The sequence below is a fragment of the Actinophytocola sp. KF-1 genome, from assembly GCF_054661535.1.
This window is the reverse complement of sequence record NZ_BAAFVK010000005.1, coordinates 111,567-138,137: the sequence shown is the minus strand read 5'-3', so window position 1 is coordinate 138,137 and position 26,571 is coordinate 111,567. Positions and strand designations below refer to the sequence as shown.

The following is a 26,571-nucleotide window of genomic DNA, read 5'->3' as shown; positions in this document are numbered from 1 at the left end:
AGGACTTGCCGCAATGACCCAGTACGTTCTCGCCGTCGACCAGGGCACGACCAGCACGCGGGCGATCGTCTTCGACCACTCCGGCTCGATCGTCTCCGTGGGGCAGAAGGAACACCAGCAGATCTTCCCGAAAGCCGGGTGGGTCGAGCACGACCCGAAGGAGATCACCGAGAACACCCGGTACGTCATCGGGCAGGCGCTCGCCAAGGCCGACCTGAACATCCGCGACCTCGCCGCGGTCGGCATCACCAACCAGCGCGAGACCGCGGTGGTGTGGGACCGCACCACCGGTGAGCCCGTCTACAACGCGATCGTCTGGCAGGACACCCGCACGCAGGCCATCGTCGAGGAACTCGGCGCGCTCGGCGGCGGCGCCGACCGGTACAAGGCGAAGGTCGGCCTGCCGCTCGCGACCTACTTCTCCGGCCCGAAGATCCGCTGGATCCTGGACAACGTGGACGGTGCGCGCAGGCGTGCCGAGAACGGCGACCTGCTGTTCGGCAACACCGACACGTGGACGCTGTGGAACCTCACCGGCGGCCCGAACGGCGGCGTGCACGCCACGGACGTCACCAACGCGTCGCGGACCATGCTGATGGACCTCGACACCCTGTCGTGGGACGCGGAGATCGCCGCGGAGATGGGTGTCCCGATGTCGATGCTGCCGGAGATCCGGTCGTCGTCGGAGCAGTACGGCGTCGGCGGCCCCGGCGTGCTGCAGGGCGTGCCGATCGCGGGCATCCTCGGCGACCAGCAGGCGGCCACGTTCGGGCAGGTCTGCTACGAGCCCGGCACCGCGAAGAACACCTACGGCACCGGCAACTTCATGCTGCTGAACACCGGCGAGGAGAAGGTCGCGAGCGAGAACGGCCTGCTCACCACCGTGTGCTACAAGATCGGCGAGCAGAAGCCGGTGTACGCGCTGGAGGGGTCGATCGCGATCACCGGCGCGCTGGTGCAGTGGCTGCGGGACAACCTGAAGATCATCGGTTCGGCGGCGGAGATCGAGACGCTCGCCCGGTCCGTCGAGGACAACGGCGGCGCGTACTTCGTGCCGGCGTTCTCCGGGTTGTTCGCGCCGTACTGGCGCGCGGACGCCCGCGGCGCGCTGGTCGGGCTCACCCGGTTCGTCGACCGCGGTCACCTGGCCCGCGCGGTGCTGGAGGCCACGGCGTTCCAGACCCGCGAGGTGCTGGACGCCATGAACGCGGACTCCGGTGTGGCGCTGACCGAGCTGAAGGTGGACGGCGGCATGGTCGCCAACGAGCTGCTGATGCAGTTCCAGGCGGACATCCTCGACGTGCCCGTGGTCCGGCCGAAGGTCGCCGAGACCACCGCGCTGGGCGCCGCGTACGCGGCGGGCCTCGCGGTCGGCTACTGGAAGGACCAGGACGAGCTGCGCGCCAACTGGGCCGAGGACAAGCGCTGGACGCCGAACCTCGACGCGCCAGAGCGGGAGCGGATCTACCGCAACTGGAAGAAGGCCGTCACCAAGTCGTTCGACTGGGTCGACGCCGACGTCGACTGAACCGCGTCAACTGAACCGCGTCACTCAACAAGGGGAGAGGTGCCGGGATGTCGGCGAAGCTGGACCTCGCGTACCGGGACGCCGCACTGCGTGCCCTGTCCGGGACCGAGTTCGACGTGCTCGTCGTCGGCGGTGGTGTGACGGGTGCGGGTGCCGCGCTCGACGCGGCGTCCCGCGGCCTGTCGGTCGCGCTGGTCGAGGCGCGGGACTGGGCGGCGGGCACGTCGAGCCGGTCCAGCAAGCTGGTCCACGGTGGACTGCGGTACCTGGAGCAGCGTGACTTCGGGCTGGTGCGCGAGGCGCTCAAGGAACGCGCCCTGCTGCTGAACCGCCTCGCGCCGCACCTCGTGCGGCCGGTGCCGTTCCTGTACCCGCTGACACACCGGGTCTGGGAACGCGCCTACGTCGGGGCGGGCGTGCTGCTCTACGACAGCATCGGCGGCGCCCGCGCGCTGCCGGTGCACCGGCACCTCTCCCGGCGCGGCGCGCTCGAGCTGGCGCCCGCGCTGCGGCCGGACGCCCTCACCGGCGCCGTCCGCTACTACGACGCACAGGTGGACGACGCGCGGCTCACCATGATGCTCGCGCGCACCGCCGCTCAGCACGGGGCCACCGTGCTGACGCGTGCCGAGGCGGTCGAGGTCCTCCGGGACCGCGGCCGGCTGACCGGGGTCCGCGTGCGCGACCTGCTCTCGGGAGGCGAGCAGGTCGTGCACGCGCGGCGGGTGATCAGCGCCGCCGGTGTGTGGACCGACGAGGTCCGCGCGCTCGATCACGCGAAGGCGCCGTTCCACGTGCGGATGTCCAAGGGCGTGCACGTGCTGGTGCCCCGCGACCGGCTGCGGCTGGACGTCGGGTTGATCACCCGCACCGAGAAGAGCGTCCTGTTCGTCATCCCCTGGGACCGGCACTGGATCATCGGCACCACCGACACGCCGTGGGACCACGACCCGGACCACCCGGTGGCGACCGGCGCGGACGTCGACTACCTGCTGGCCCACGTCAACGCCGTGCTGCGCGAACCGCTGACCGCCGAGGACGTCGTGGGTGTCTACGCCGGGCTGCGGCCGCTGCTGGACGGCGGCGCCGACGACACCACGAAGCTGTCCCGCGAGCACGCCGTCGCCGAACCCGCGCCGGGCTTCTTCGTCGTGGCGGGCGGGAAGTACACCACCTACCGGGTCATGGCCGCCGACGTCGTCGACGCCGCCGCGAAGGGTCTCGGGCGCGCGGTCGCGCCGTCCCTGACCAGGCACCTGCCGATCCACGGCGCGGTGGGCTTCCGCGAGCTGTGGGCCACTCGCGCCGACCTCGCGGCCGGCGCGGGGCTGCCGGTCGCCACCGTCGAGCGCCTGCTCGGCAGGTACGGCTCGGCGGTCACCGACCTGCTGGCCGTGATCGACCGCGATCCCCGCCTCGGGGCACCGCTCACCGGGGCCGGGGAGTACCTGGCGGCCGAGATCGTCTACGCGGTGACCCACGAGGGCGCCCTGGACCTGGACGACGTGCTGTCCCGGCGCACCCGCATCGCCATCGAGTACCCCGACCGCGGCCGTGCCGCCGCCGAACAGGTCGCCGACCTGGTGGGCGAGCACCTCGGCTGGGGGCGGGCCGAGCGGCAGGCGGCCCTCGACGCCTACGACGAGCAGGCGCGGGCGGAACTGGCGGCGCTGACCTCCCGGGACGACGCGTCCGCCGTGAAGCGGCTGGCGGCCGGCGTGGGATGAACGTCGAGTGGCCTTCGTCGATGGTGGCGCGGGCACGGTGGCACGCGGCGCTCGGCGTGCCACAGCCCGGTGCCCGCCGCGTTCGCCGGGACCGCGGCCGCCGAGGGCGTGCACCCGCCGGCGGTCGCGACCGCACGCGGGCACGGCCTGTCGTCGGCCACGGCCAGGACCGCGCACGTGGCCGAGGTGCCGCGACCCGACGGCCTCGTGGTCGCGGTGTGCCGACGGGCATCGGGGAGGCGTTCGACCGCGCGTTCACCGACCTCGCCGACCGGGTCGGCCGGCTGGCACCCGCCGTCCACCTGACCGGAGGAACCGATGGCTGACAGCAGGCCGACCGTGCTGTTCCTGTGCGTGCACAACCGGAGCCGCTCCCAGATGGCGCTCGGCTTCTTCCGCCACTTCGCCGGTGACCGGGCGGTGGCGTGGTCCGGCGGGTCCGAACCCGCGCACGAGGTCAACCCGGCCGCCGTCGCCGCGGTGGCCGGGCGCGGCATCGACATCTCCCGCGAGTTCCCCAAGCCGTGGACCGACGCGACCGTCCGCGCCGCGGACGTGGTGATCACCATGGGCCGCGGCAACACGTGTCCCGTCTTCCCCGGCAAGCGCTACCTCGACTGGCAGCTCGGCGACCCGGCGGGCAAGGGCGTCGCGGACGTCCGCCCCGTCCGCGACGAGATCGAACGGCGCGTCCGTGGCCTGATCGCCGAGCTTCTCCCGTGATCAGCCGTCCAGGGTGTTGCGGTACGGGGGCATGAAGCGGTGGCGGGGCATCTGGTCGGCCAGCACGCCGCCGTCGACCACCAGTGTGGTGCCGGTGACGTACCGCGCGGCGTCGGACGCGAGGTACACCACCGCGCCCGCCACGTCCTCCGGCGTGCCGTAGCCGCCCGCCAGGGGGATCCGTTCCTCCCACGCCGCCTCGAACTCGTCGCGTGCCAGGCGAAAACCGGCGTCGATGGGGGTGGCGATCATGCCCGGGGCGACCGCGTTGACGGTGATCCGGTGGGGACCCAGCTCCGCGGCGAGCGAGCGGGTGACGAGTTCCACGGCGCCCTTCGACGCGTTGTAGTGCGCCAGCCCGGCCTCCGCCATCAGCCCGTTCTTCGACGAGATGTTCACGATCCGGCCGGGCCGCCCGGCCGCGATCATGTGCTCGGCGATCCGCTGCGACAGGAAGAACACGGCGTCCACGTTGACCGCCATGACCTCCCGCCACGCCCGCGGGGTGATCTCGTTGAAGTGCTCCAGCCGCGCGATCCCGGCGTTGTTCACCAGGATGTCGACCGGCCACACGCGGTCCGCCAGGTCCGCCAGCCCGTCGGTGTCGGCGAGGTCGTACGCCACGACCCGGCACGTCCGCCCGTGCGCCTCGACCGCGGCCCGGGTGTCCGCTGTGGACGGACCGCCCGGGCGGTCGACGATCGTGACGTCCACACCCGCTGCCGCCAGGGCCACGGCGATGGCCTGCCCGAGTCCGCGGGCGCCACCGGTCACGACCGCGGAGCGGCCCGTCAGGTCGAAGCTCACGACAACCCCAGCAACGGCAGGGCATCCCGGTGGATGAGCCGCTCGACCTCGTCCCGGTCGAGCGGGTCGAGACCCGGGATGCCCGGCACGGCCGCGACCGCGCGCAGTCCGTCGATCGAGGCGTCGACCGTGGTGAACGGGTAGTCGCTGCCGAACAACAGCTTCTGCCACACGCCGTAGTCCTGCACCAGGCGCAGGCTGTGCCACAGCTGGAACGGCCGGTAGTGCAGCGCCGACACGTCCGCGTACACGTGCCGGTGCTTGCGGATCACCGCGATGCACTCGCCCTCGAACGGGTGCCCCAGGTGGGCCAGCACCATCCGCAGCTCCGGGTGGCGGATGGCGACCTCGTCCAGGTGCACCGGGAACGCGTACTTCAGCGGCGCCTTCGACACGAACGTCGTGCCGGTGTGCACGAGCAGCGGCAGCCCGTGCTGTTCGGCGTACGCGAACAGGTCGTCGTACTCCGGGGCGGCCGGGTCGAACCCGGCGTACATGGGCATCAGCTTGATGCCGCGCAACCCCAGGTCCTGGTGCCCGTGCGCCAGCTCGTCCCGCCACCCCGGCTGCGTGGGGTCCAGTGACAGGTACCCGATCAGCCGCTCCTCGTGTGCGGCCACGTACTCCGCGACGGCCGTGTCGTCCACCCACAACCCCGACCGGCGGGCCTTGCCGCCCACGACGATCGTCCGCGTGCCCTCCGGCGCGCTCGCCGCGTAGTCGGCGTAGCGCACGGTCAGGTCGACGTGCCCGCCGTGCGCGCGGGCCGACTCCTCGGCGAACGGGTCGCCGACGTGGTCCGGGCACGTGAACAGGTGCGCGTGGACGTCTACGATCATGTGCGGTTCCGCTTCTCCCAGCCCTCGGCGAACATGTTCCAGAACCGGTGTGACGGCGGGTGCTCGGCGAACACCTCGTCGGCGAGCTCCACCCCCAGCCCCGGCCGCTCCGGGATCTCGACGTGCCCGTCCACGACCGGGAGCGTGCCGCGCACCGCGTCGAACACGTACGGTTCGAGCAGGCCGTCGAACGTCTCCAGGATCGTGAAGTTCGGGATGCCGAGCACCGCGTGCACCGACGCGGTCGTGCACAGCGGCGAGTTGGAGTTGTGCGGGGCCACGGTCATCCCGTGCACGTCGGCCATCGCCGCGAGCTTGCGCACCTCCGTGAACCCGCCCGCCATCGACAGGTCCGGCTGGATGATGTCGACCGCGTTCGTGTCGAACAGGCGCGCGTACTCGTAGCGGTTGTGGAAGTGCTCGCCACCGGAGATCGGGAACGCGGCGCGGGCACGCAGCTCCGCGTAGCGCTCGATGTGCGTCCACGGCAGCGGTTCCTCGAACCAGCCGATGTCGAACGGCTCCAGCTCCCGCACCAGCCGGGCGGCGGTGTGGAACGCGAACCTGGCGTGGCCCTCGACGAACAGGTCGACATCCGGCCCGACGGCCTCGCGGACCGCGGCCACGATGTCCAGCGACAGCCGGCGCTCCGCCTTGGACAGTTCGCCGAGCCCGGCGCCGAACGGGTCGAACTTCAACGCGGTGTACCCGGCGGCGACGTTCTCCCTGGCGCGCTCGGCGAACGCGGACGGTTCCCGGTCGCCGGTGTACCAGCCGTTCGCGTACACCCGCACGCGGTCGCGGCACGCGCCGCCGGTGAGCCGGTAGGCGGGGACGCCGAGGGCCTTGCCCATGATGTCGTGCAGTGCCTGGTCCACACCGGACACCACGATGCCGCCGATGTCGCCGCCGCGCAGGAAGTCGCCCTGGTAGAGCCGCAGCCACAGCTCCTCGACGTCGAACGGGTCGGCGCCGATCAGGTGCCGTTCGCCCATCGCCTCGGCCAGCAGGCAGGTCTCGCGCACCCGGTAGGGGTGGGTGATCTCGCCGACGCCGGTGAGGCCCTCGTCGGTGTGCACGCGCACGTAGCCGAAGTCGCGCCACGCCGTGCCCAGCGTCAGCGTCTCGACGCGGCTGATCCGCCCGGCCGGCCCGGGCGTGCGGGTCTTGTTCACCGTCAGCACGGCACCGCTCCCGCCATCGTCGACGCGCCCGCCACGTCCGTCGCCGGGCCGGCGAGCTGGGCACGCACCGCGGCCTCGGTCGCCGCCAGCAGCCGGTCGACGTCGTCGTCGGTGTGGGCGTAGGAGATGTGGCTGCGCTTGAGGTTCAGCGGCAGCTCGAAGATGCCGTGGTCCAGCAGCCTGCGGCGGTAGCCGACGAACATCGCGGTGTCGTTGGCGAGCAGGTCGTCGTAGCTCTTCGGCCGGTCCGCCATGAAGTAGGTGACGAACACCGAGCCGTACCCGGCCACCACGGCGGGCACGGCCAGTTCCCGGTAGAGCGCCGTCAACTCGGTGCGGACGCGTTCGCCGAGGCGGAACACGTGCTCGTGCACCGGTTCCCGTCGCAGTTTGTCCAGTGTGGCCAGTGCGGCGGCGACCACGGCCGGGTGCCCGTTGTACGTGCCCGCGAAGAACACCGGCGCGCCGGGCCGCGAGCTGAACAGGTCCATGAGGTCGGCGCGGCCACCCAGCGCACCGATGGGGTAGCCGTTCGCGATCGCCTTGCCCATCGTGGTCAGGTCGGGGGTGATCCCGCTGATCTCCTGCCAGCCGCCGAGGCCGTGCCGGACCCCGGTGATCACCTCGTCGAAGACCAGCACGCTGCCGTGGCTGGTGCACTCCTCGCGCAACGCGGCCAGGAAGGACTGGTCCGGCAGCAGGCAGCCGACGTTGTGCGGCACCGGCTCCACGATCACGGCGGCGATGTCGGCGCCGTGTCGGGCGAAGGTCTCGCGCACGGCGGCGACGTCGTTGAACCGCAGCACGAGCGTGGCGTCGAGCACCTCAGGGAGTATGCCCGTGGAGATCGGGTCGTGCCGCCCGACGCGGTCGGGCGCGGAGATCACGTTGAGGCTGACCGAGTCGTGCCAGCCGTGGTAGCAGCCCTGGAACTTCACCACGAGCCTGCGGCCGGTCGCCGCGCGCGCGACGCGCAGCGCGTGGAAGGTGGCCTCGGAGCCGGTGCTGGTGAGCAGCACGCGCTCGAAGCTGGGGACCAGTTCGGTCAGGGTCTCGGCGAGCGCGACCTCGCCTTCGGTGACCCCGACCCCGCACAGGTCCAGGTCGCGTGCCGTCTCGGCGACGGCGGCGTCCACCTCGGCGTCGGCGTGGCCGAGCAGCGGCGGGCCGAACGCGGCGTGGTAGTCGGTGTACTCCCGCCCGTCCGCGTCCCAGAAGCTGGCGCCCCGCGCCCGGGCGATCACCAGATCGGACAGCCCGGGGACGTTGCGCTGGCCGCTGTTGACGCCGCCGGGGATGACCTGGCGGGCCCGTTCGGGCAGGGGAGTGGACGGGGTGTCAGGGTGGATCACGTGGTCTCCTCGGTGCCACCTCGGAACCAGCCCCGTTCCGGGTGACGCGGATGTCATTCCGCCGCGACATGCGCTTTACGAAACACTATTCGTTCCTGTCGAACAGTACGGCGATCGTAAGCGGCCGGAAGGCACTGGTCAACGAGTCGCTTGAAGATTTGTGCGGCAATGCCGTAGCCTGTTCGGCTATGACGAACAGCGAGGAGTCGCGGTACTGGGTCCGCAGCGTGGCCAGGGCCGTCGACGTGCTGGAGGTGCTGGCCGGGGGCGAGCCGGGCACGGGGCTCAGTGTGACCGAGGTCGCGAGCGCGTGCGGGCTGTCCAAGAGCTCCGCGTTCGCGACCCTGCACACGCTGCAACAGCGGGGGCTCGTCGCCGACGACGGCGAGGGCATGAACCGGCGGTACCGGCTGGGCATGGCACTGGCCCGGTTCGGTGACCGGGCACGCGACCAGCTGTCGCTGCGGGACGTCGCCCGGCCCGTGCTCGTCGAGCTGACCCGCACCACCGGCATGACGTCCCGCCTCGCCGTGTCCGAGAGCGACCACGCGGTGGTCATCGACCAGGTGATGAACGGCGAACGCGTGCAGGTGGACCTGCGCATGGGCATGCGCGAGCTGCCGCACTGCACCGGCCTGGGCAAGGCGCTGCTCGCCGCGCTGGACGACCGGCAGGTGTCGGACCTCATCGCGCGGATCGGGTTGCCCAAGCGCACCGATCGCACGATCACGCAGCTCGACCAGTTGCTGGCGCACCTGAGGGACATCCGCGAGACCGGCTACGCGTTCGACGACGAGGAGGACGCGACCGGCGTGTTCTGCATCGGTTCGGCGCTGCGCGACCACACGGGAGCGTGCGCGGGTGCGATCAGCATCACCGGGCTGAAGATCGGTCTGCCGACGTGGCAGTACCAGGAGCTGGGGCGCCAGGTCCGGGACGCGGCCGCGCGGATCTCGGCGGGGCTGGGGTACGTGCCCGCTTGACGTTCTCGTCGAGTCCTGTTTAGAGTTTCGCCACCAAACGGGCGTACAGCTGGCCCTCCGCGATGTCACAGCCCCGACCGCGGAAGGTTCGGTCAGCAGCTCCGCCGCCTGCACGCCTCGCGTGTTCGCCCGGCCTTCCCCCTCCCGTTGCCGTCGTTCGCGGCCGCGGGCCTGGATCGCGTGAAAGCCGAGGCGTTCCATGACGAGTTCTCTTCGTGCTGTGGCAACGGTTTCCCGTCACAGACCTACCGGTGTGGGTGACTTCCGCACGTTCGGCGTCGTCGACGACTCGCGTCCCGCGGACGACGCGCTGGACGCGCTGGTGAACGACCCGGCGATCCACCGGATCGAGGCGCACTCGAACCTGTGGTTCACGCGCCGCCACACGTTCACCCGGTCCGATGTGGAGTTCGACTTCGGCGGGCACACGATCCGCACGGACGGTATCGAACGCAACACGCACGACAACCCGTTCGGTGCCGTGATGTTCTTCCAGGGCACGGTCACCGCCACCACGGTGACGCACACCCTCACCGCCACGATGCCCGACCAGGCCGACGTGTTCGAGGTCGGCGACGCGTCGGCGTTCCAGGTCGGTCAGTGGTGGACCGCGGTCGTGAACAACCTCGCGGGCCGCGACGAACGCGAGCTGCAGAAGATGGTGCAGGTCACGCAGATCGTCGACGCGGCACACGTCCGGGTCGACTACCGCATCGGCTGGGAACTGGCGGCGGGCCGGACGATCACGTGGACCCGTGTCGAACCCGTCGAACGCGTCCACGTCCGCAACATGGTCTTCGTCGGTGCGCCACCCTACGACGGGCCGCTGCACGGGGAACTGCCCGACGACCGCGAGTACACCGGCTCGCACCCGGTCGCCTACGAGTACGCGGTCCGGTGCGACGTGTCGGACGTCCACGCCACCCGCACGTGGTGGCCGGTGGTCATGCGCCGCTGGTGCACGTTCTTCCGCACCGAGCGGTGCTCGCTGAAGAACCCGCCGACCGTGTTCTACGGCGGCGCCGGCTACCTGACCCAGCAGATCTACTGCCTGTACGGGCACGTCGCCGACTGCCACACCTCGAACGCCCGGCACCTCAACGACTGGACCGCGTCCGCGTACGGGCTCGTCGAGAACTGCCACGGCGACGGCGACGACGCGGGCGGCAACCCGTTCACCACCCACGGCCAGTACGAGCACGACCTCGTGTTCGTCGGCAACTCCGGGCTGATGGACATCGCGAACTCCGGCGCGCAGTGGGGGATCAGCGCCAAGCGGATCACGGTCAAGCGGCACGTCTGCTCGTGGTTCGTCGCCAACACGAAGATCACCGACCTGACGCTCGAGGACGTGCACGTCGTGCCGAGGTCGACGTTCGACCCCGGCGGCACGCTCACGGTCAACGCCGACGGCGTGCACATGCGCGGCTGCTCGGCACGCACGTTCGCGGTCGCCCAGCGCTCGACGCGGTCCGCGCGCCCGAACGTCATCGCGGACTGCGCGTTCGACCTGCCGCCGAACCAGGTGCTCGTGCAGACCCCGGTGAGCACCACCGTCCATTTCGTCCGGTGCACGTTCCGCGGCGCGAACGGCGCCGTGCTGCGCGGCGCGGGCGCGGTCCACTTCACCGACACCGTCATCGACGGCGGTGACGGCGCCGTGCCGATGCTGATCGGCGCCGCCGAGGTCGTGGTGTCCGGGGGAAGGCTGAGCAACACCGGCATCACGCTGTCCGCCGTGCGCGACCAGCGCCTCGTCATCGGCGGCGGCGCGGTCGTCGAGGGCACCAACACCGCACGCGCGCTGCTGTCCCGCGCCGAAGGCCCCGGGAAGGTCGTCTGGCAGCTCGGCGACTACCTGAGCACGACCGACGACGCACACGTGTCGATCACCACCGGCACCAACCGCTACAGCGCGGTCGGCACCCACTTCCGCGGCGGCGCGCTCACCCTCGCCGGCGCCGCCTTCACGGGCGAATCCTGCCTGCTGCACACGCGGTGCGTCGAAGAGAACGTCACGCGCGCCGTGCCCGCCGACGGGCCGCGCGTCCACACCACCCCGAACCTGACCGTGTGAGGAGTCGCACGATGAACCCATCCCTGACCTCCCGCCGTGCCGTGCTCGCCGCGGGCGGCGCGGGCGGCCTCGCCCTCCTCGCCCCCGGCGTCGCGAACGCCGGTGGCCGGGCGGAAGCCAAGGACGTACGCGCCGTCGACACCGTCGCCGACCTGCTCGCTCTCCGCGGGACCCCCGACGGGACCCTCGTCCAGGTCGCCGGGTACCACAAACCCGGCGACGGCGGCGGCATGCTCGTCCGGTGGGCCGCGAACGACACGGCGAAACCCAACGGCGGCACCGTGATCGGCAGCGGCGGCAAGGGCCGCTGGCGCCAGCTCCACGACGGCACCGGCGACTTCCGCACGTTCGGCCTGTTCGACGCGGAGCAGCCCGCCGACGACGCGCTCGACGCGCTCGTGCGCGACCCGGCGATCAGCCGCGTCGAGGCGCACACCGACCTGCTGTTCACCCGCCGCCACACGTTCACCCGGTCCGACCTCGAACTGGACTTCGGCGGCAACACCGTCCGCACCGACGGCATCGAACCCAACTCCCACGACAACCCGTTCGGCGCGGTGATGTTCTTCCGCGGCACGGTCACCGACACCGTCGTGACCGCCACGCTGAGCGCGGACATGCCCGAGCTGTCCGACGTCTTCCAGGTCCCGGACGCGAGCGCGTTCGCGGTCGGCCAGTGGTGGGCCGCCGAGGTCAACAGGACCAACGGCACGTGGGAGCGCGAACTGCAGAAGCTGTTGCAGGTCACGCAGATCGTCGACGGCACGCACATCCGCGTCAACTACCTCAACGGCTGGCCGCTCAAGGCGGGCCGGACGATCACGTGGACCCGTGTCGAACCCGTCGAGCGCGTCCACGTCCGGAACATGGTCTTCGTCGGCACCGGCACCGACCAGTACAGCGGCGCGCACCCGGTGGCCTACGAGTACGCCACGTGGTGCGACGTGTCCGGCCTCGACGCCACCGGCACGTTCTGGCCGGTCGTGATGCGCCGCTGGTGCACGCACTTCCAGACCCGCGCCTGCTCGCTCGCCAACCCCAAGTCGGTCACCTACGGCGGCGCGGGCTACCTGACCCAGCAGATCTACTGCCTGTACGGGCACGTCGCCGACTGCCACACGTCGAACGCCCGGCACCTCAACGACTGGACCGCGTCCGCGTACGGGCTCGTCGAGAACTGCCACGGCGACGGCGACGACCAGGGCCCGTTCGTCACGCACGGCCAGTACGAGCACGACCTCGTCTACATCGGCAACTCCGGCCTGATGACGTTCGCGAACTCCGGCGCGGCCTGGGGTTCGGCCGCGAAACGGATCACCGTCAAGCGGCACGTCTGCTCCTGGTTCGTCGCCCGGGTCAAGGTCACCGACCTGACGCTGGAGGACATGCGGGTCATCAGGAAGGAAGGGCTCGCGGGCTCCGGGATGATCTGGGTCAACGCCGACGGCGTCCAGCTGCGCGGCTGCTCGGCCGACGACCGGCTGATCATCTCCCAGGCATCGGCGCTGTCCGCGCGGCCGAACATCATCGAGGGCTGCGACTTCTCCATCGCCACCGGCACGGAGATCGTGCAGGCGTCGGTGACCAAGCCGGTCCACCTCGTGCGCACCACACTGTCCAACCTGGACGGCAACGCGTTCAACGGCACCGGTGAGCTGCACCTGACCGGCAGCACGCTCACCGGCCGGGAGGGTGGCGCGCCGGTCACGGTCGCCGCGTCGGCCGTCACGGTGGCGGGCAGCACCCTGTCCGGCACCGGCATCCGGCTCGCGGGCAAGGCAGACCAGCGCCTGCACGTCGGCGGTGGGACCGTCGTGAGCGGCACCAACAGCGCCACGGCGTTCCTGTCGCGTGCCGACGCCACCGGCACGGTCCGGTGGGAGCTGCGGGACTACCGCAGCGTCGCGTCCGACGGCACCGCGCACGTGGAGATCACCGCCGGGAAGAACGCCTACTCGGCCGTCGGCGCGCAGTTCTCCGGAGGCAAGCTCACGCTCGCCGACGGCGGGTTCGGCGACGGGTCGTTCCTCCAGCACACCGCGTGCGTCGAGGAGGGGGTCACCCGCGCGGTGCCCGCCGACGGCGACCGCGTCCAGACCTCGGGGAACCTCCGTGTCTGAGCGGCCACCGGTCACGCTGGCGCTCGTCGGTGCGGGCAACCGAGGGCAGACCTACGCCTCCTGGGTCGCCCGCCACCCCGACCGGGCGCGCCTGGTCGCGGTCGCCGAACCCGACGCGGTCCGCCGCGCGGCGGTCGCCACCCAGCACCCCGGCGCGGCGGAGTACGAGTCGTGGCAGGACCTGCTCGTGGCGGGCACCGGTGTGGACGCGGTGATCATCGCGACCCAGGACCGGGAGCACGTCGCCCCGGCGATCGCGTTCGCCCGGGCCGGCAGGCACCTGCTGCTGGAGAAGCCGATCGCGCCGACCGAGCAGGAGTGCCGGGAGGTCGTCGACGCGGTCACCGCGTTCGGGGTGCGGCTCGCCGTCTGCCACGTGCTGCGCTACACCCCGTACACGAACCTCCTGGTCGACGTGCTCGCGACCGGGGTGGTCGGCGAGATCATGAGCGTCGAGCACCTCGAACCGGTCGGGTGGTGGCACGCCGCCCACTCCTACGTCCGCGGCCCGTGGCGCAGCGAGAAGCTCGCCAGCCCCATGCTGCTCGCCAAGTCGTGCCACGACCTGGACTGGCTGTCCTACGTGACCGGTCGACGCGTGGCGCGGGTCGCGAGCTTCGGCGACCTCGGGCACTTCCGGCCGGAGAAGCGGCCCGAGGGCGCGGCCGACCGGTGCCTGGACTGCGCGATCGAACCGGACTGCCCCTACTCCGCACCGAAGCTGTACTACCCGGTGCTGCGGGAGAAGGGCGCGGTCTGGCCGGTCTCGGCGATCACCGACGCCACCGACGAGGCGGGGCTCACCGAGGCGCTGCGGACCGGTCCGTACGGCCGGTGCGTGTACGCCTGCGACAACGACGTGGTCGACCACCAGGTGCTGGCCATCGAGTTCGAGGGCGGCGCGACCGGCACGTTCACCATGACCGCCTTCACCGAGCAGACCCACCGGCAGACGCGGATCTTCGGCACCCACGGCCGGATCATCGGCGACGGCGAACGACTGTCCGTCCTGGACTTCCGCACCGGGAGGACCGAGGTCCACGATGCGGGCACCACCGGTGCCACCAACGCGGGCGACGGGCACGGCGGCGGTGACGACGGCGTGATGGCCGCGTTCGTCGAGTCCCTCGCCACCGGCGACGAGGCCCTCATCCGCTCCGGCCCTGCCGACTCCCTCGCCGGCCACCTCGCCGTGTTCGCCGCCGAGCACGCGCGACACACCGGCACGGTCGTCACCGTGCCCGCCACCTGACACGTCCACACCCCGAGAGGAACGACCATGAAACTCCGCGCGATCGCGACCGCCCTGGTGGCCGCACTCGCCGCCACGACGACGGCGTGCGGCTCCGCAGGTGACTCCGAACAGGACGTCACCATGTGGGTGTACCCGGTCATCCCGGACGAGGCGCAGCACCGTGACTTCTGGGACAAGCAGATCGACGCCTTCACCAAGGACCACCCGAACATCGACGTGAAGGTCGAGATCTACCCGTGGGCCAAGCGGGAGGAGTCGCTGACCACGGCCATCGCCGGGAACAAGGCGCCCGACCTGGTGTACCTGATCCCGGACCAGATCCCCAAGTTCGCCAAGCTCGTCCAGCCGGTCGACCAGTACCTGCCGGACGAGACCAAGAACGACTACCGGGACAACGTCAAGGAAGCCGTCACCATCGACGGCAAGCTGATGGGCGCGCCGATCCTCATGGGCGCCAACCCGTTGATGTGCAACCAGAAGGTGCTCGACGCCGCCGGTGTGGAAGCACCCGAGACGTGGGACGACATGCTGGCGATCGCTCCGAAGCTCAAGGCGAAGGGCTTCGACGTCACCAACTACTACGCCGACCCGTCCGCCACGCTCAACCAGTCGTTCTACCCGCTGCTGTGGGAGGCGGGCGGTGACGTCTTCAGCGAGGACGGCAGCAAGACCGCGTTCGACGGCGACGCCGGGGTCAAGGCGCTGACGTTCCTCAAGGAGCTGGTCGACAAGGGCTACACCGAGAAGGAGCTCATCACCGGCATCCCGGCGTTCGAGCAGACCCGGCTCGCGCAGGGCAAGGTCGCGTGCACGTGGCAGCAGCTGCCCGCGGACGTCGAGTCGTTCTGGGGCGCGGACGCCATCACGATCCACCCGCCGCTGAAGGACGAGGAGCGGGTCGGCTACGGCTCGATCGGCGCGCTGTCCATGCTGAAGCAGTCCGACGCCAAGGAGGCGGCTGCCGAGTGGCTGGCGTACGTGAGCAGCCCCGAGGTGACGAAGGCCTACGACACGGCGGGCAACTACTTCTCGCCGTTCGCCTCCACCGGCGCGCTGTACACCGACGGCCCGCAGGCCGAGGTCGAGAAGACGCTCGACCTGATGGTCGGCGCCCCGCTGCACGACAAGGCCCGGGACGTGATGGGCGTGCTCGCACCGGAGATCCAGGCCGCGCTCATCGGGCAGAAGAGCCCGGAGCAGGCACTGTCCGACGCGGCCGAGGCGGCGAACAGCCTGATCGGCCAGTAGTACGTGGCGGCCGGGCCGGTCCGGTCGGCCCGGCCGCCATGCCCAACCACCTGTGAGGACCACGATGACGGTCACCGCTCCCGCGCCACCGCGGGCCCCCGCGTCGCGACCACCACGGCGCACGCCGAGGCGCATGCGGCCGGAAGCCTTCTGGGGTCTGGCTTTCGTGCTGCCGTGCTTCCTGCTGTTCCTGGTGTTCCGGTTCGGGCCCGCCATCGTCGGCGTCCTGCTCGCGTTCTTCGAGTACACCCTCGGGGACGCGCCGCGGTTCACCGGGTTCGACAACTTCGTCCGCATGGTCGACGACCCGCTGTTCTGGCAGGCGCTGAAGGTGACCGTGGTCTTCACGGTGCTGTACCTGCCGCTGTCGATCGCCACGTCGCTCGGGCTCGCCTTGCTGGTGCGGCGGTCGTTCCGCGGCTCGAAGCTGTTCCGCTCGGTGTTCTTCCTGCCGGTGATCACCAGCCTCGTGCTCGCGGCCACGATCTTCACGTGGCTGTTCTCGTCGTCCGGCCCGCTCGGCAAGCTGATCGGCGACTCGTGGCTCGCGTCGACCGTGCTGGTGATCCCGGCGCTGGTCGTCGTGTCCGTGTGGTCCCGCTGCGGGTACGGGATGCTGATCATCCTGGCCAGGTTGCAGGACGTGCCGCGCGAGCTGGAGGAGGCGGCGCTCGTCGACGGCGCCGGCACGTGGGCGCGGTTCCGGCACGTGGTCCTGCCGCAGCTGCGGCCGGCGCTGTTCTTCCTCGCCGTGATCGAGACGACCACCTCGTTCCAGGTGTTCGACCTGGTGTACGTGATGACCGGCGGCGGCCCGGCCCGGTCGAGCTACACGCTCGTCATGGCGTTGTACGACCAGGGTTTCCAGTACTTCGACCTCGGGTACGCGAGCGCGCTCGGCGTCGCGCTGTTCGTGCTCACGCTGTTCGTCGCGCTGCTGCAGCGCGTCCTGATCGGGAGGTCGAAGTGAGCACCGCACTCGAACCCCGCCGCGGCGGGAAGCTCCTGCGCGGGGTGTTCCTCGCCGTCGCGTCGGTGGTGACGATCTTCCCGTTCTACGCCATGGTGGTGCTGAGCCTGAAGCCGGTCGCCGCCGTGGAGTTCCCGAAGAGCCTGCTGCCGTGGCCGGTCGACACCTCGGCGTACGACCGCGTGATCGGCGGCGGCGACATCCCGCTGTGGACGCTGAACACGCTGGTGTACTCGCTCGTCAGCGTCGTGCTGGTGCTGCTGCTGTCGGCGCTCGCCGGGTACGCGTTCGCCAAGAAGCGGTTCCCCGGCAAGGAGACGATGTTCTGGTCGTTCCTCGCCATGGTGATGGTGCCCTACCACGTCACGCTGATCCCGCTGTTCGTGCTGATCGCCGAAGCGGGCGGGGTCGACACGTACTGGGGCCTGATCGTGCCCACGCTCGCCAACGCCCAGGCCGTGTTCCTGATGCGGCAGTTCATCGGCACGCTGCCCGACGAGCTGTTCGAGGCGGCGAAGCTTGACGGCGCGTCGGAGTGGCGGATCTTCACCACGATCGTGCTGCCGCTGTGCAAGCCGATCCTGGCGACGCTGGGCCTGTTCGTGTTCCTGTGGCACTGGAACGACTTCCTGTGGCCGCTGCTGGTCGGCAAGAGCACCGACATGCGCACGCTCACCGTCGGCATCGCGGCGCTGCAGGAGGAGAACGTGCCGCTCAACGTGGTGCTCGCCGGCGCGACCATCGCGTTCATACCGATCTTCGCCGCCTACCTGGTCGGCCAGCGCTACCTCACCGAGGGCGTGACCATGTCCGGAATCAAGGGATGAGGATGTTCGACTCCGAAGAAGCACTGGAAGACGCGCTCACGGCCCCGTCAGGCGCACTCGTCGACTCCCTGCGCGCGGGAGCCGGTGACCTCGTCGTGCTCGGCGCGGGCGGGAAGATGGGCCCGACGCTGTGCCGCCTCGCCCGGCGCGGGCTCGACGCCGCGGGCCGTGGGCAGGACACGGTGTGGGCGGTGTCGCGGTGGTCCGACCCGGCCGCGGCCAGGTCCCTGGCGGCGCACGGCGTCCGCACGGTGAGCTTCGACCTGCTCGGCAACCCGGACCTGACCACGCTCCCGGACGGCAGCGACGTCGTGTTCATGGTGGGCGCCAAGTTCGGCACCGCCGCAGCGCCCCACCTCGCGTGGGCGGTCAACGCGGCGCTCCCGGCACGGGTGGCCGAGCGCTACCGGGACGCGCGGATCGCCGCGTTCTCCACCGGCAACGTGTACCCGCTCGTCGACCTCGCGACGGGTGGCTGTCAGGAGACCGACCCGGTCGGGCCGGTCGGGGAGTACGCGATGAGCTGCCTCGGGCGGGAACGCGTGTTCCAGCACGCGGCCGCCCAGGGTGTGCCGGTGAGCATCCTGCGGCTCAACTACGCGGTCGACCTGCGGTACGGGGTGCTGGCGGACGTCGGGCAGACCGTGCTCGCGGGCGAGCCCGTCGACGTCACGACCGGGCACGTCAACGTGGTGTGGCAGCGCTACGCCAACGAGGTCGCGCTGCGGTCCCTCGACCACGCCGCCACGGACGCGTTCGTGCTGAACCTCACCGGGCCGGAGACCGTGCCGGTCCGCCGGGTCGCGGCCGCGTTCGCGGAGCGGTTCGGCACCGAGGCGTCGTTCACCGGCACCGAGGCGCCGACCGCGCTGCTCAACGACGCGACCGCGTGCCACCGGCTGTTCGGCTACCCGGACGTGCCGCTCGGTGTGCTGGTCGACTGGCAGGCGGACTGGCTGTCGCGGGGGATGCCGATGGCGGGGAAGCCGACGAAGTTCGCCGTGCGGGACGGGAGGTTCTGATGCCGCTCGCACCGCTGCTCGACGGCACGGTCATCCCGGCCCACCCGCTCGCGCTCACCGCGGACCGCACCCTCGACGAGCGCCACCAGCGGGCGCTCACCCGGTACTACCTGGCGGCCGGCGCGGGCGGGCTCGCCGTCGGCGTCCACACGACACAGTTCGCGATCCGCGAGGCCGGGCTGTTCCGGCCGGTGCTGGAGCTGGCCGCCGAGACGATGAAGGAGCAGGATCGCGCGGTCGTCGCCGTCGCAGGCGCCTGCGGTCCGGTGGAGCAGGCGGTCGCGGAGGCGTCGCTCGCCGCCGACCTCGGCTACGACGCGGTCCTGTTGTCACCCGTCGTGCCCGGCGCCACCGAGGCGGACCTGCTCGACCGCGCGAAGGCCGTGGGGGAGGTGCTGCCCGTGATCGGGTTCTACCTCCAGTCGGCGATCGGCGGACCGGTGCTGTCCCGCGGGTTCTGGCGTGCGCTCGCCGACCAGCCGACCACGGCGGCGATCAAGGTGGCCCCGTTCGACCGGTACCGCACCCTCGACGTCGCGCACGGCGTCGCCGCCGCCGACCGGCGTGCCGAGGTCGCGCTGTACACCGGCAACGACGACCACATCATCGGCGACCTGCTCGCGACACTCCCCGGCGGTCTGCGGTTCCGCGGCGGCCTGCTGGGACAGTGGGCGGTGTGGACACGTGCCGCGGTGACGATGGTCGAGCAGGTGCGCACCGACCCGGGCGCGTTGGTCGCGAAGGCGCAGGAGCTGACCGACGCGAACGCGGCCGTGTTCGACGCGGCCAACGGGTTCGCGGGCTGCATCGCCGGCGTGCACGAGGTGCTGCGCCGTCAGGGGCTGCTCGAGGGGATCTGGTGCCTGGACCCGGACGAGACGCTCTCGCCTGGGCAAGCCGACGAGCTGACCCGCGTCAGCGCCGCGTACCCGTGGCTCGTCGACGACGAGTTCGTCGCGGAGCACCGTGATGCCTGGCTCTCCTGACGCGACCACGCTGGTCTGCGTGCCCCCGGACGTGCGTGCCGCCGTCTTCCCGTCCGGCGTCGGCGCCGCGCGGCTGCTCGACGACGTGACCGGGCTGGCCGCCGCGCTGCCCGGCACGGAGGTGCTGGTGACGGGCTGGGGCGTGCCCGTGCTCGACGCGGAACTGCTCGACCGGGCGCCGGACCTGCGGCTGGTCGCGCACATCGGCGCGTCGGTGAAGTTCTTCGTCACCGACGCGCTGTTCGCGCGCGGCGTCCGGGTGACGCAGGCCGGGCAGGCGATGGCACGGCCGGTCGCGGAGGTGGCGCTCGCGTTCACGCTGTCGCTGCTGCACCGGCTGCCGCGGTTCGACCACGCGCTGCACGCCGGTGCCGAGTGGGCGGTGGCGTCGCGGGCGCCGGCCCGGCACGAGGTCCTCGGCTGCCCGATCGGTGTCGTCGGCGCGTCCCGCACCGGACGGGCGTACATGGAGCTGGCGATGGCGTTGGGTGCGCGGGTGTCGGTGAGCGACCCGTACTTCCCCGGTGGCGTGCCGCTCGACGAACTCCTGGCGACGAGCCGGATCGTGGCCCTCCACGCGCCGGTGCTGCCGGAGACCCGGCACCTGCTCGGCGCCCGCGAACTGGCGCTCATGCCGGACGGCGCCGGCCTGGTCAACACCGCCCGCTCCTGGCTGGTCGACGAGGACGCGCTGCTGGCGGAACTGCGCACCGGCCGCCTCGACGCGGCCATCGACGTGTTCGACAGCGAGCCGCTCCCGGTCGGCCACGAGCTGCGCACCCTGCCCAACGTCCTGCTCACCCCGCACCAGGCGGCGGGCACGGTCGAGGGCCGGGTCCGGCAGGGCACGATCGTGCTCGACGAGATCGAGCGGTACCGGTCCGGGCAGCCGCTGCGGCACGAGGTGACATCCGAGATGCTGGCGAGGACCGGGTGATCGAGTTCCGCACCGGGGACGGCGGGCCCGCGCTCCACGCGTTGTGGCGGCAGGTGTTCCCGGACGCCGGGCACGTCGCGCCGCTCTACGGGCAGGACCCGGGCCGCGCCGACCGCACGTTCCTCGCGTACGACGGTGACGGGCCCGTGGCGGTGGTGTACTGGCTGCCGCGGCAGGTGCGTGGCCTCGGCGGGGCGGTGCACCTGGTCGGCTGCGTGTCGAGCGTCGCGACGCTGCCGCGCGCCAGGGGACAGGGCCTCGTCCGGCGCCTGCTGGCGATGGCCGTGGAGTCGATGACGGCGCACGGGTGCGCGTGGTCGCTGCTGTTCACGGGCACGCCGGGGGTCTACGCCGGGTGGACGGTCTTCGACCGCGTGCACGTGCGTGGCACGTTCGCCGCCGGGGCGCCGGAACGTCCCGGGTGGACGGCCGGGTCGGCGCGCCTGGACGCGTGGCCGGTGCTGGCGGACCTCCACGCGCGTTCACCCCGGCCGCTCACCACGGTGCGTTCACCCGAGGACTGGGTGGCCCGCGTGCCGGTCTGGTACGGGCGCGGGCACGAGATCCTGCTGGTCCGCGAGCACGGCACGCCGGTGGCGTACGCCGTGGCCGACTGGCGTACCGGTGACGTCGTCGAGTTCGCGGCGCGGCCGGACGCGACGCGGCCGTTGTTCGAAGCGGTTGCCCGCGCCGCCGGCCGGCGTGGGGTGGCGGCGGGCCGGTTGCTGGCGCCGCCGGAAGCGGCACTGCCCGCGCTGTTCGCCACGTGGTCCCCCGAAGTGGATCGGACGGGGATGGTCCGCCCGCTCCACAGTGGAGCCGAGGAGGTCATGGCCGTCGTGACGGCACCGGCGGCGGTCCACTGGACGGCGGACTACTTCTGATCAGCCGCTGAGCGCGCGACGACCCCTTGGCTGAGGTGAGCCGGTGGTGGCCGGGCCGCGTGCGGTCCCCCGCAGGGGGGACCCGGGGAGTGTTGTCACCCGGACGATGATCATCCCGTGGACTGGGGCCGTGACCGCGCACCGGATGATCACTGCGGGTGAGGGTGCGCACTAACGTGTGCCGCCGGTCGGTGGGGGCGGGACATGCCATAGCAGCCACGCCGGCCAGGTCCGGCGGCCGGGGGGTGGTCGCGGGTTTCCGCCTGGCCACCGGGTTAGGTTCGGCCCCGTCCGGCGGGCTCCGACGACGCGGCCCGCCATCACCGGCGGAGCAGGACCAGCGGGGGTCCTGCTCCGTCCACATCGTTCGATCAGCACGCCCGGGAGGGGCGTGCTGATCGCTGTGCGGAAAGGGAGTTCCGTTGACCGACACGTTCGCGCTGGTCGTCCGCTGGGACCGCGAGACGGGCTGGGCGCACCTGGCCGTCGCGGCACCGGGCGCCGAACGACCCCGTTTCACGGGTTTCCACCGGTTCGCCGACGGCGACCCGGTCGCCGTGGTCGCGGCGCTCGTCGCGTCGGGTTTCGCCGCGACCACGGCGCCCCGTGCCGACGGTGACGTCGTGGAAGTGGTCGTGCGCCCGGAGGTGCCCGCGCATGCTGTTCGATGACGTCCACCTCGCCGGGATCGGGTGCGACGTCGGCGATCCGGTCGCGGTGAGCGTGCCGCTGGGGACGGGTGAGTTCACCGTGGACGACGCGGCCCGCACCGGCCAGCTGTCCACGGCGGTGGCGCGGCGGTCCGGACCAGAGCTGGCCGTGCGGGCGGGCAGGGAGGCCCTGCGGCAGGCCCGTGCCATCACGGGGGAACCGTTGTGGCCGGCGCTGTGCCTGCACGCCGGGATCTACCACTCCGGCATCGACTTCTGGCACGCCGCCTCGTACGTCCGCAACGAACTCGGCATCACCGCGGGCCCCGGCCTGACCCTCGAGATCAACGCGATGAGCAACAGCGTGGTCGCGAGCATGGACCTGGCTGCCAGTGTCCTGTGTGGTCGACTCGACCGCGACACCGCGCTCATCACCGCAGGCGACCGGTTCGGCGCACCCGGTTTCCCGCACTGGAGCACGGACATCGGCATCGTCTACGGCGACGCGGGCAGCGCCGTCGTGCTGTCCCGCAGACCCGGGCTCGCGCGGGTGGTGTCGATCGCGTCGTTCACCGACCCGGCACTGGAGGGCCTCCAACGCGGCGACGAACCGTTTCGGCCCGCGAGCGTGGCGGCCACCCGCCCGATCGACATCCGGCGGCGCAAGCGGCAGTGGCTCGCCGCCCGCGGCGCGAGCGAGGTGAACGCCCGCAACGGGGAGGCCGTGTCCGCGGTGGTCAAGACCGCGCTGTCGGAGGCCGGTCTCGACCTGCCGGACATGGCACGGATCTGCGCGCCCCACTACGGCCGCCACCTGGTCGAGACGCAGGTCCTGCGCCCCCTGGGCATCACACCGGACCGGACGATGACCGAGCTGGGTCTGCGGGTCGGACACATGGCGGCGAGCGATCAGGTCGTGGCGCTGGACCACCTGTTGCGCAGTGGTGGCGTCGGGGTCGGGGATCACGTGCTGCTGCTGGGCATCGGCGTCGGCATGACGTGGACCGCGGTGGTGCTGGAGGTGGGGCCTCATCGGGTCTCGGTCGGTGACGGGGCCGGGTGTTGAGGCTGGTTTCGTCGGGGTGCCGGTGGCCTTCCGGCGTTGTGCCCGGCCCGGGGCGGGTTCATGGGATGTGTCGGTCGGGGTGGCTGTCGCGGGATGGGCCTGGGACTCGCCGGGTGGGTGGCGTGTCGGTTTGGTGGCGTCGGTGGGCGGGCCCGCGAAGCGGGCGCTTCGCGGGCCCGCTTCGCGGGCCGGGCGCGTAGCGGCTGGCGGCGGTGTTGGGGTTCGGGTTCCTGTCGGGTGTGTGGGTCGGTGTGGCTGCTCTGCGTTGGGCCTGGTTCTCGCCGGATGGGTGGGGGCCCGGGGTTTGGTGGTGTGCCGCGAGGCGGGCGCTGCGCGCCCGCCTCGCGGGCCCAGTGGCTCCATCGGGTGTCGGTGTCTGGAGTCGGCGGGGGCGGCCGAGGGTTGGGTTCGGAGCTTGCCGGTAGGCAGGCCGCCGGGTGCCGTGCACCCGCTTCGCGGGCCGGGCGCGCAGCGCCCGCCTCGCAGCGCCCCGCCCACGCAAACCCGCAACCGCCGACCCCACCCATGCCGAACCGCAGGGCGAATCGAGGGCAGGGGCGCTAGTGTGCTCACCGGTGAGGACGTGGCTCTCGATGTCCGCGGTCGGGCGGCTCGCCGTCGCGCTCGTTGTCGGGGCGGTGGCGGGAACGCTCACCGTCGCGTTGGCTGATGTGCCGCTCGGCGTGCTGGTGGGCATCACCGTGACCGAGACGGTCTTCGTCGTGGCGGGGTGGGCCGTGTTGTGGCCGATGGACGCCGCCGCTACCCGGCGCAACTCGCGGCGCGAGGATCTGCGGCCCGCTGTCGAGGAGGGCGCCGTCGTGGTGGTCGCCTGCTGTGGGCTCGCGGGGATCGTCGTGCTGCTCGTGCTCGGCAACTCCCAGGCCGCGGCGGCGGTGGCGCTGGCCGGGGTGTTCGTGTCCTGGGCGGCGCTGCACCTGATGTACGCCACGCGGTACGCGCACCTCTACTACCTCGCCCCGGAAGGCGGGGTCGACTTCAACTCCGGGGCGCCGCCGTCCTATCGGGACTTCCTCTACTTCAGCTACAACCTCGGCATGACCTACCAGGTCTCCGACACCGCCGTGTCGAGCACGACCATCCGTGCCGTCGTGCTGCGGCACGCGCTGCTGTCCTACGTCTTCGGCGCGAGCGTGCTCGCCACCACCATCAACCTGGTCGTGGGCGCCGTCACCGCCTGACCGGCCCGTAAGCTGTCCGGGTGCGAGCAGAGGTGAGGTCGAGCCGGCTGGGGCTCCTGCTCGCCCTGCTGCTGGTGCTGGTCGCCGGGACCGCGCCCGCCGCGCCCACCGCCGCCGCGGTCGGGGCCGCACCCGGCTCGGCGCACGGCGGGACCGTCTCGGCGGCGTCGTCGAGCTACGACGAACAGCACGACCGGCCGCGCGGGTCGGTGACGACGGGACACGCGCCGACCACGCCGGACACCTGGTGGGTCGTCTGGCCGCCCGCTGACCCCGGGCACACGCCACAGCCGCGGTCGTCGGTCGCCGGGATCGACAGCTGCGGCACGCCGGCCGCGGTGGTGATCCCGCGGTCGAGCCGGGCGCCGCCGCGCGCGTGAACTGACTCCTCCGCACCGTTCACCGCGCATGCCAAGGCCGCGCGGCTTCCGCCGTGCCCTGGCGCGCCCACTCCCTTGAGGACCCCCATGTCTGTTGTCGTGCTCGTGTTGTTCTTCGCCGTGGTCGCCGCCGCGATCGGGCTGCTGGTTGCCATGTACGCCAAGGACAAGCCGTTCTACGGCGCCGTCGCGGTCGGCCTGCTGACCGGGCCGTGTGCCGTGCTGGCCTTCCTTCACCTGGCGGTCGCCCAGGGCTGACCCTCCTGCGCCGACTCGTCGAGCGCCGCCAGCTCGATGGTCATCGCGATCCGTTTGCCGCCGTCGTCGAGGTCGAGGGCGGTGAGCTCGCGCATCTTGCGCAGGCGGTAGCGGACGGTGTTCTCGTGGACGCCGAGCAGGCGGCCCGCCCCGGCCGGGTCGCCCTGCGCCCGCAGCCACGCGCGCAGCGTGGCGACGTACTGCGTGCCGTTCTCCGTGTCGTGCCTGCGCAGCTCGGTGACGGGGCCGCGTGCCGGGGCGCGGCCCGACCGCGCCGCGGTGCGCAGGCGCTGGAGGAGGATGTCGTCCCACGCCTCCTCGTACGCGGGCGGCCTGCTCGCGGGGTCGCGGGTTTCGTGCAGGGCGAGGCACTCGTCCGCCTCCTGCCGTGCCGCGGGGAGGTCCTCGGACGCCGCCGTGGCGCTGATGCCCGCCGACAGCAGCAGGTGCGCGGGCAGGGCGGCACGCAGCGCGGTGATCCACGCGTGTGCCGCGGTCACGTCGTCCGCGGGCAGGAGCGTGTAGACGGTGTTGCCCGCCAGCGCGCTGCGGCCCGGGCGGGACCAGCCGAAGCCCGTGGTCGCGCGGTCGAACGTCAGCAGCAGCGCCGCGTGCCGCTCCTGGTCCGCGGTGTGGGCGCGCACCGCGATGACCCGCATCCGGCCCTGCGGCAGCCCCAGCCTGCTGACGACGGTGGCGGCGTCGGCCGTGCCGTCGAGCAGCCGCATCACCAGGTCGGTCTCGACCTGCCGTTCGAGGTCCGCGCTGGCGCGGGAGCGCAGCAGGTGCAGCGCGACCGTGCGGGCGCCGTCGGTCAGCGCCTGGCGCCGCGGGCCGTGCAGCGGTTCCGGGCAGGTCACCCACACCGACCCGAGCAGCTCCCGCCCCGCGCGCACGGCGACGACCATGCGGCCGGTGAGCCCGTGGTCCGCGTCCGCGGGCACGAACAGCGGCTCGTCCGACGACGCGAGGTGCGCGCTCACCCCGCGGGCGGCGAACAGCGCCCGCAACTCCTCCGGCGCCTGGCGGCCCAGGATCGTGTCCGCCCGCGCCCGGTCGGCGTGCTGCTGGAGGCTCGAGTACGCCAGCACCCGCGACAGCCGGTCCTCGATGGTCACCGCGCCCTGCAGCGCGTCGGCGAGGCTGTCGGCCAGCGCGAACAGGTCGGTCGGGCCCCGGCCGGACTCGGTCTCGCGGCCTTCGAGCACGAGCCCGTACACGAGGGCGGCCAGCTCGCTCCACGACACCGCGGGGTCGACCAGTAGCACCGCGACCGCACCCTCCGGTTCCCCGGCGGGCAGGTCGTCGCGCACCAGCACCACGGTCGCGCGGGCCGCTGTCGCCCACCGCACCGCCTCCTCGACCGAGCCCGCGCCGACGGCGAGCAGCACGTCACCCACCACGGTCCGCCCGTTCGCCTGCTCGGGCAGCACGACGCTGCGCAGCTCGGTCGAGCGGGGGACGGGGCAGCGGGACAGCCGCAGCCCGTAGCCGCCGAGCACGTTGACCAGCCGGTCCAACCTGACCATGCAGCCAGCTTAACCGT

The 26,571-nt window shown here is 72.1% G+C and carries 24 protein-coding genes; 19 read left to right on the top strand and 5 right to left on the bottom strand.

Translation table 11 applies throughout. From position 1 onward, the window contains the following. Positions 1 to 13: 13 nt before the first annotated feature. The 3 genes from glpK to ACYQ77_RS16680 all read left to right on the top strand — a co-directional run bounded on the left by glpK (position 14) and on the right by ACYQ77_RS16680 (position 3,978). The gene (gene glpK, locus ACYQ77_RS16690) at positions 14 to 1,528 is read left to right on the top strand and encodes a glycerol kinase GlpK (RefSeq protein ID WP_459712200.1); all 1,515 of its coding nucleotides are present in this window, start codon (positions 14 to 16) and stop codon (positions 1,526 to 1,528) included. A 47-nt stretch (positions 1,529 to 1,575) separates the two neighbouring features. After that, a complete protein-coding gene (locus ACYQ77_RS16685) occupies positions 1,576 to 3,255 on the top strand; it encodes a glycerol-3-phosphate dehydrogenase/oxidase (RefSeq protein ID WP_459712197.1) in 1,680 nt (559 codons plus the stop codon). A gap of 318 nt (positions 3,256 to 3,573) precedes the next feature. Further along, a complete protein-coding gene (locus ACYQ77_RS16680) occupies positions 3,574 to 3,978 on the top strand; it encodes an arsenate reductase ArsC (RefSeq protein ID WP_459712194.1) in 405 nt (134 codons plus the stop codon). Here the strand turns inward: ACYQ77_RS16680 and ACYQ77_RS16675 are convergent, their stop codons facing one another. The 4 genes from ACYQ77_RS16675 to ACYQ77_RS16660 are packed head-to-tail and all read right to left on the bottom strand — an operon-like array spanning position 3,979 to position 8,160. Continuing rightward, positions 3,979 to 4,785 (bottom strand): SDR family NAD(P)-dependent oxidoreductase, encoded by an 807-nt coding sequence (locus ACYQ77_RS16675; protein ID WP_459712192.1) that lies wholly within the window; start codon positions 4,783 to 4,785, stop codon positions 3,979 to 3,981. Beyond that, positions 4,782 to 5,624: an amidohydrolase family protein gene (locus ACYQ77_RS16670; protein WP_459712189.1), complete on the bottom strand. Its 843-nt coding sequence runs from the start codon at positions 5,622 to 5,624 to the stop codon at positions 4,782 to 4,784. The genes ACYQ77_RS16675 and ACYQ77_RS16670 overlap by 4 nt, the downstream gene beginning before the upstream one ends. Next, positions 5,621 to 6,808 (bottom strand): mandelate racemase/muconate lactonizing enzyme family protein, encoded by a 1,188-nt coding sequence (locus ACYQ77_RS16665; protein ID WP_459712186.1) that lies wholly within the window; start codon positions 6,806 to 6,808, stop codon positions 5,621 to 5,623. Before ACYQ77_RS16665 ends, ACYQ77_RS16670 begins: the two co-directional genes overlap by 4 nt. Further along, positions 6,802 to 8,160, bottom strand: a complete 1,359-nt coding sequence (locus tag ACYQ77_RS16660; RefSeq protein WP_459712183.1) for an aspartate aminotransferase family protein — start codon at positions 8,158 to 8,160, stop codon at positions 6,802 to 6,804. The genes ACYQ77_RS16665 and ACYQ77_RS16660 overlap by 7 nt, the downstream gene beginning before the upstream one ends. 188 nt (positions 8,161 to 8,348) lie before the next feature. Between ACYQ77_RS16660 and ACYQ77_RS16655 the strand changes: the two genes are divergently transcribed. From ACYQ77_RS16655 to ACYQ77_RS16580, 16 genes are all read left to right on the top strand, one after another. Beyond that, positions 8,349 to 9,143: an IclR family transcriptional regulator gene (locus tag ACYQ77_RS16655; protein WP_459712181.1), complete on the top strand. Its 795-nt coding sequence runs from the start codon at positions 8,349 to 8,351 to the stop codon at positions 9,141 to 9,143. Between the two features lie 253 nt (positions 9,144 to 9,396). Continuing rightward, a complete protein-coding gene (locus ACYQ77_RS16650; RefSeq protein WP_459712178.1) occupies positions 9,397 to 11,220 on the top strand; it encodes a hypothetical protein in 1,824 nt (607 codons plus the stop codon). 11 nt (positions 11,221 to 11,231) lie between these two features. Beyond that, positions 11,232 to 13,340: a hypothetical protein gene (locus ACYQ77_RS16645; protein WP_459712176.1), complete on the top strand. Its 2,109-nt coding sequence runs from the start codon at positions 11,232 to 11,234 to the stop codon at positions 13,338 to 13,340. After that, positions 13,333 to 14,592, top strand: coding sequence for a Gfo/Idh/MocA family protein (locus ACYQ77_RS16640; protein ID WP_459712173.1), 1,260 nt, complete (start codon positions 13,333 to 13,335; stop codon positions 14,590 to 14,592). The genes ACYQ77_RS16645 and ACYQ77_RS16640 overlap by 8 nt, the downstream gene beginning before the upstream one ends. 27 nt (positions 14,593 to 14,619) lie before the next feature. Continuing rightward, positions 14,620 to 15,843 carry an ABC transporter substrate-binding protein gene (locus tag ACYQ77_RS16635; RefSeq protein WP_459712170.1) on the top strand — a complete coding sequence of 408 codons (1,224 nt, stop codon included), beginning with the start codon at positions 14,620 to 14,622 and terminating at the stop codon, positions 15,841 to 15,843. Between the two features lie 64 nt (positions 15,844 to 15,907). After that, positions 15,908 to 16,813 (top strand): carbohydrate ABC transporter permease, encoded by a 906-nt coding sequence (locus ACYQ77_RS16630; protein ID WP_459712167.1) that lies wholly within the window; start codon positions 15,908 to 15,910, stop codon positions 16,811 to 16,813. Further along, positions 16,810 to 17,640 carry a carbohydrate ABC transporter permease gene (locus ACYQ77_RS16625; RefSeq protein WP_459712164.1) on the top strand — a complete coding sequence of 277 codons (831 nt, stop codon included), beginning with the start codon at positions 16,810 to 16,812 and terminating at the stop codon, positions 17,638 to 17,640. The genes ACYQ77_RS16630 and ACYQ77_RS16625 overlap by 4 nt, the downstream gene beginning before the upstream one ends. A gap of 2 nt (positions 17,641 to 17,642) precedes the next feature. Then, the gene (locus ACYQ77_RS16620) at positions 17,643 to 18,662 is read left to right on the top strand and encodes an NAD-dependent epimerase/dehydratase family protein (protein ID WP_459712162.1); all 1,020 of its coding nucleotides are present in this window, start codon (positions 17,643 to 17,645) and stop codon (positions 18,660 to 18,662) included. Further along, a complete protein-coding gene (locus ACYQ77_RS16615; RefSeq protein WP_459712159.1) occupies positions 18,662 to 19,648 on the top strand; it encodes a dihydrodipicolinate synthase family protein in 987 nt (328 codons plus the stop codon). Before ACYQ77_RS16620 ends, ACYQ77_RS16615 begins: the two co-directional genes overlap by 1 nt. After that, complete coding sequence (locus tag ACYQ77_RS16610; RefSeq protein ID WP_459712156.1) at positions 19,632 to 20,585, top strand: hydroxyacid dehydrogenase; 954 nt, start codon at positions 19,632 to 19,634, stop codon at positions 20,583 to 20,585. The genes ACYQ77_RS16615 and ACYQ77_RS16610 overlap by 17 nt, the downstream gene beginning before the upstream one ends. Then, the gene (locus tag ACYQ77_RS16605) at positions 20,582 to 21,469 is read left to right on the top strand and encodes a GNAT family N-acetyltransferase (RefSeq protein ID WP_459712153.1); all 888 of its coding nucleotides are present in this window, start codon (positions 20,582 to 20,584) and stop codon (positions 21,467 to 21,469) included. The genes ACYQ77_RS16610 and ACYQ77_RS16605 overlap by 4 nt, the downstream gene beginning before the upstream one ends. Positions 21,470 to 21,891: 422 nt before the next feature. Continuing rightward, entirely contained in the window at positions 21,892 to 22,140 is a 249-nt protein-coding gene (locus tag ACYQ77_RS16600; RefSeq protein WP_459712151.1) for a hypothetical protein, read from the top strand. Further along, on the top strand, positions 22,127 to 23,185 hold the full coding sequence (locus ACYQ77_RS16595; protein WP_459712149.1) for a 3-oxoacyl-[acyl-carrier-protein] synthase III C-terminal domain-containing protein: 1,059 nt from the start codon (positions 22,127 to 22,129) through the stop codon (positions 23,183 to 23,185). The genes ACYQ77_RS16600 and ACYQ77_RS16595 overlap by 14 nt, the downstream gene beginning before the upstream one ends. Before the next feature lie 575 nt (positions 23,186 to 23,760). Then, positions 23,761 to 24,387: a DUF1345 domain-containing protein gene (locus ACYQ77_RS16590; protein WP_459712146.1), complete on the top strand. Its 627-nt coding sequence runs from the start codon at positions 23,761 to 23,763 to the stop codon at positions 24,385 to 24,387. A 20-nt stretch (positions 24,388 to 24,407) separates the two neighbouring features. Beyond that, positions 24,408 to 24,767: a hypothetical protein gene (locus ACYQ77_RS16585; protein ID WP_459712144.1), complete on the top strand. Its 360-nt coding sequence runs from the start codon at positions 24,408 to 24,410 to the stop codon at positions 24,765 to 24,767. Positions 24,768 to 24,854: 87 nt separating this feature from the next. Further along, positions 24,855 to 25,025: a hypothetical protein gene (locus tag ACYQ77_RS16580; protein WP_459712141.1), complete on the top strand. Its 171-nt coding sequence runs from the start codon at positions 24,855 to 24,857 to the stop codon at positions 25,023 to 25,025. Here the strand turns inward: ACYQ77_RS16580 and ACYQ77_RS16575 are convergent. Further along, positions 25,001 to 26,554: a PucR family transcriptional regulator gene (locus tag ACYQ77_RS16575; protein WP_459712138.1), complete on the bottom strand. Its 1,554-nt coding sequence runs from the start codon at positions 26,552 to 26,554 to the stop codon at positions 25,001 to 25,003. The genes ACYQ77_RS16580 and ACYQ77_RS16575 overlap by 25 nt on opposite strands. Positions 26,555 to 26,571 lie beyond the last annotated feature (17 nt).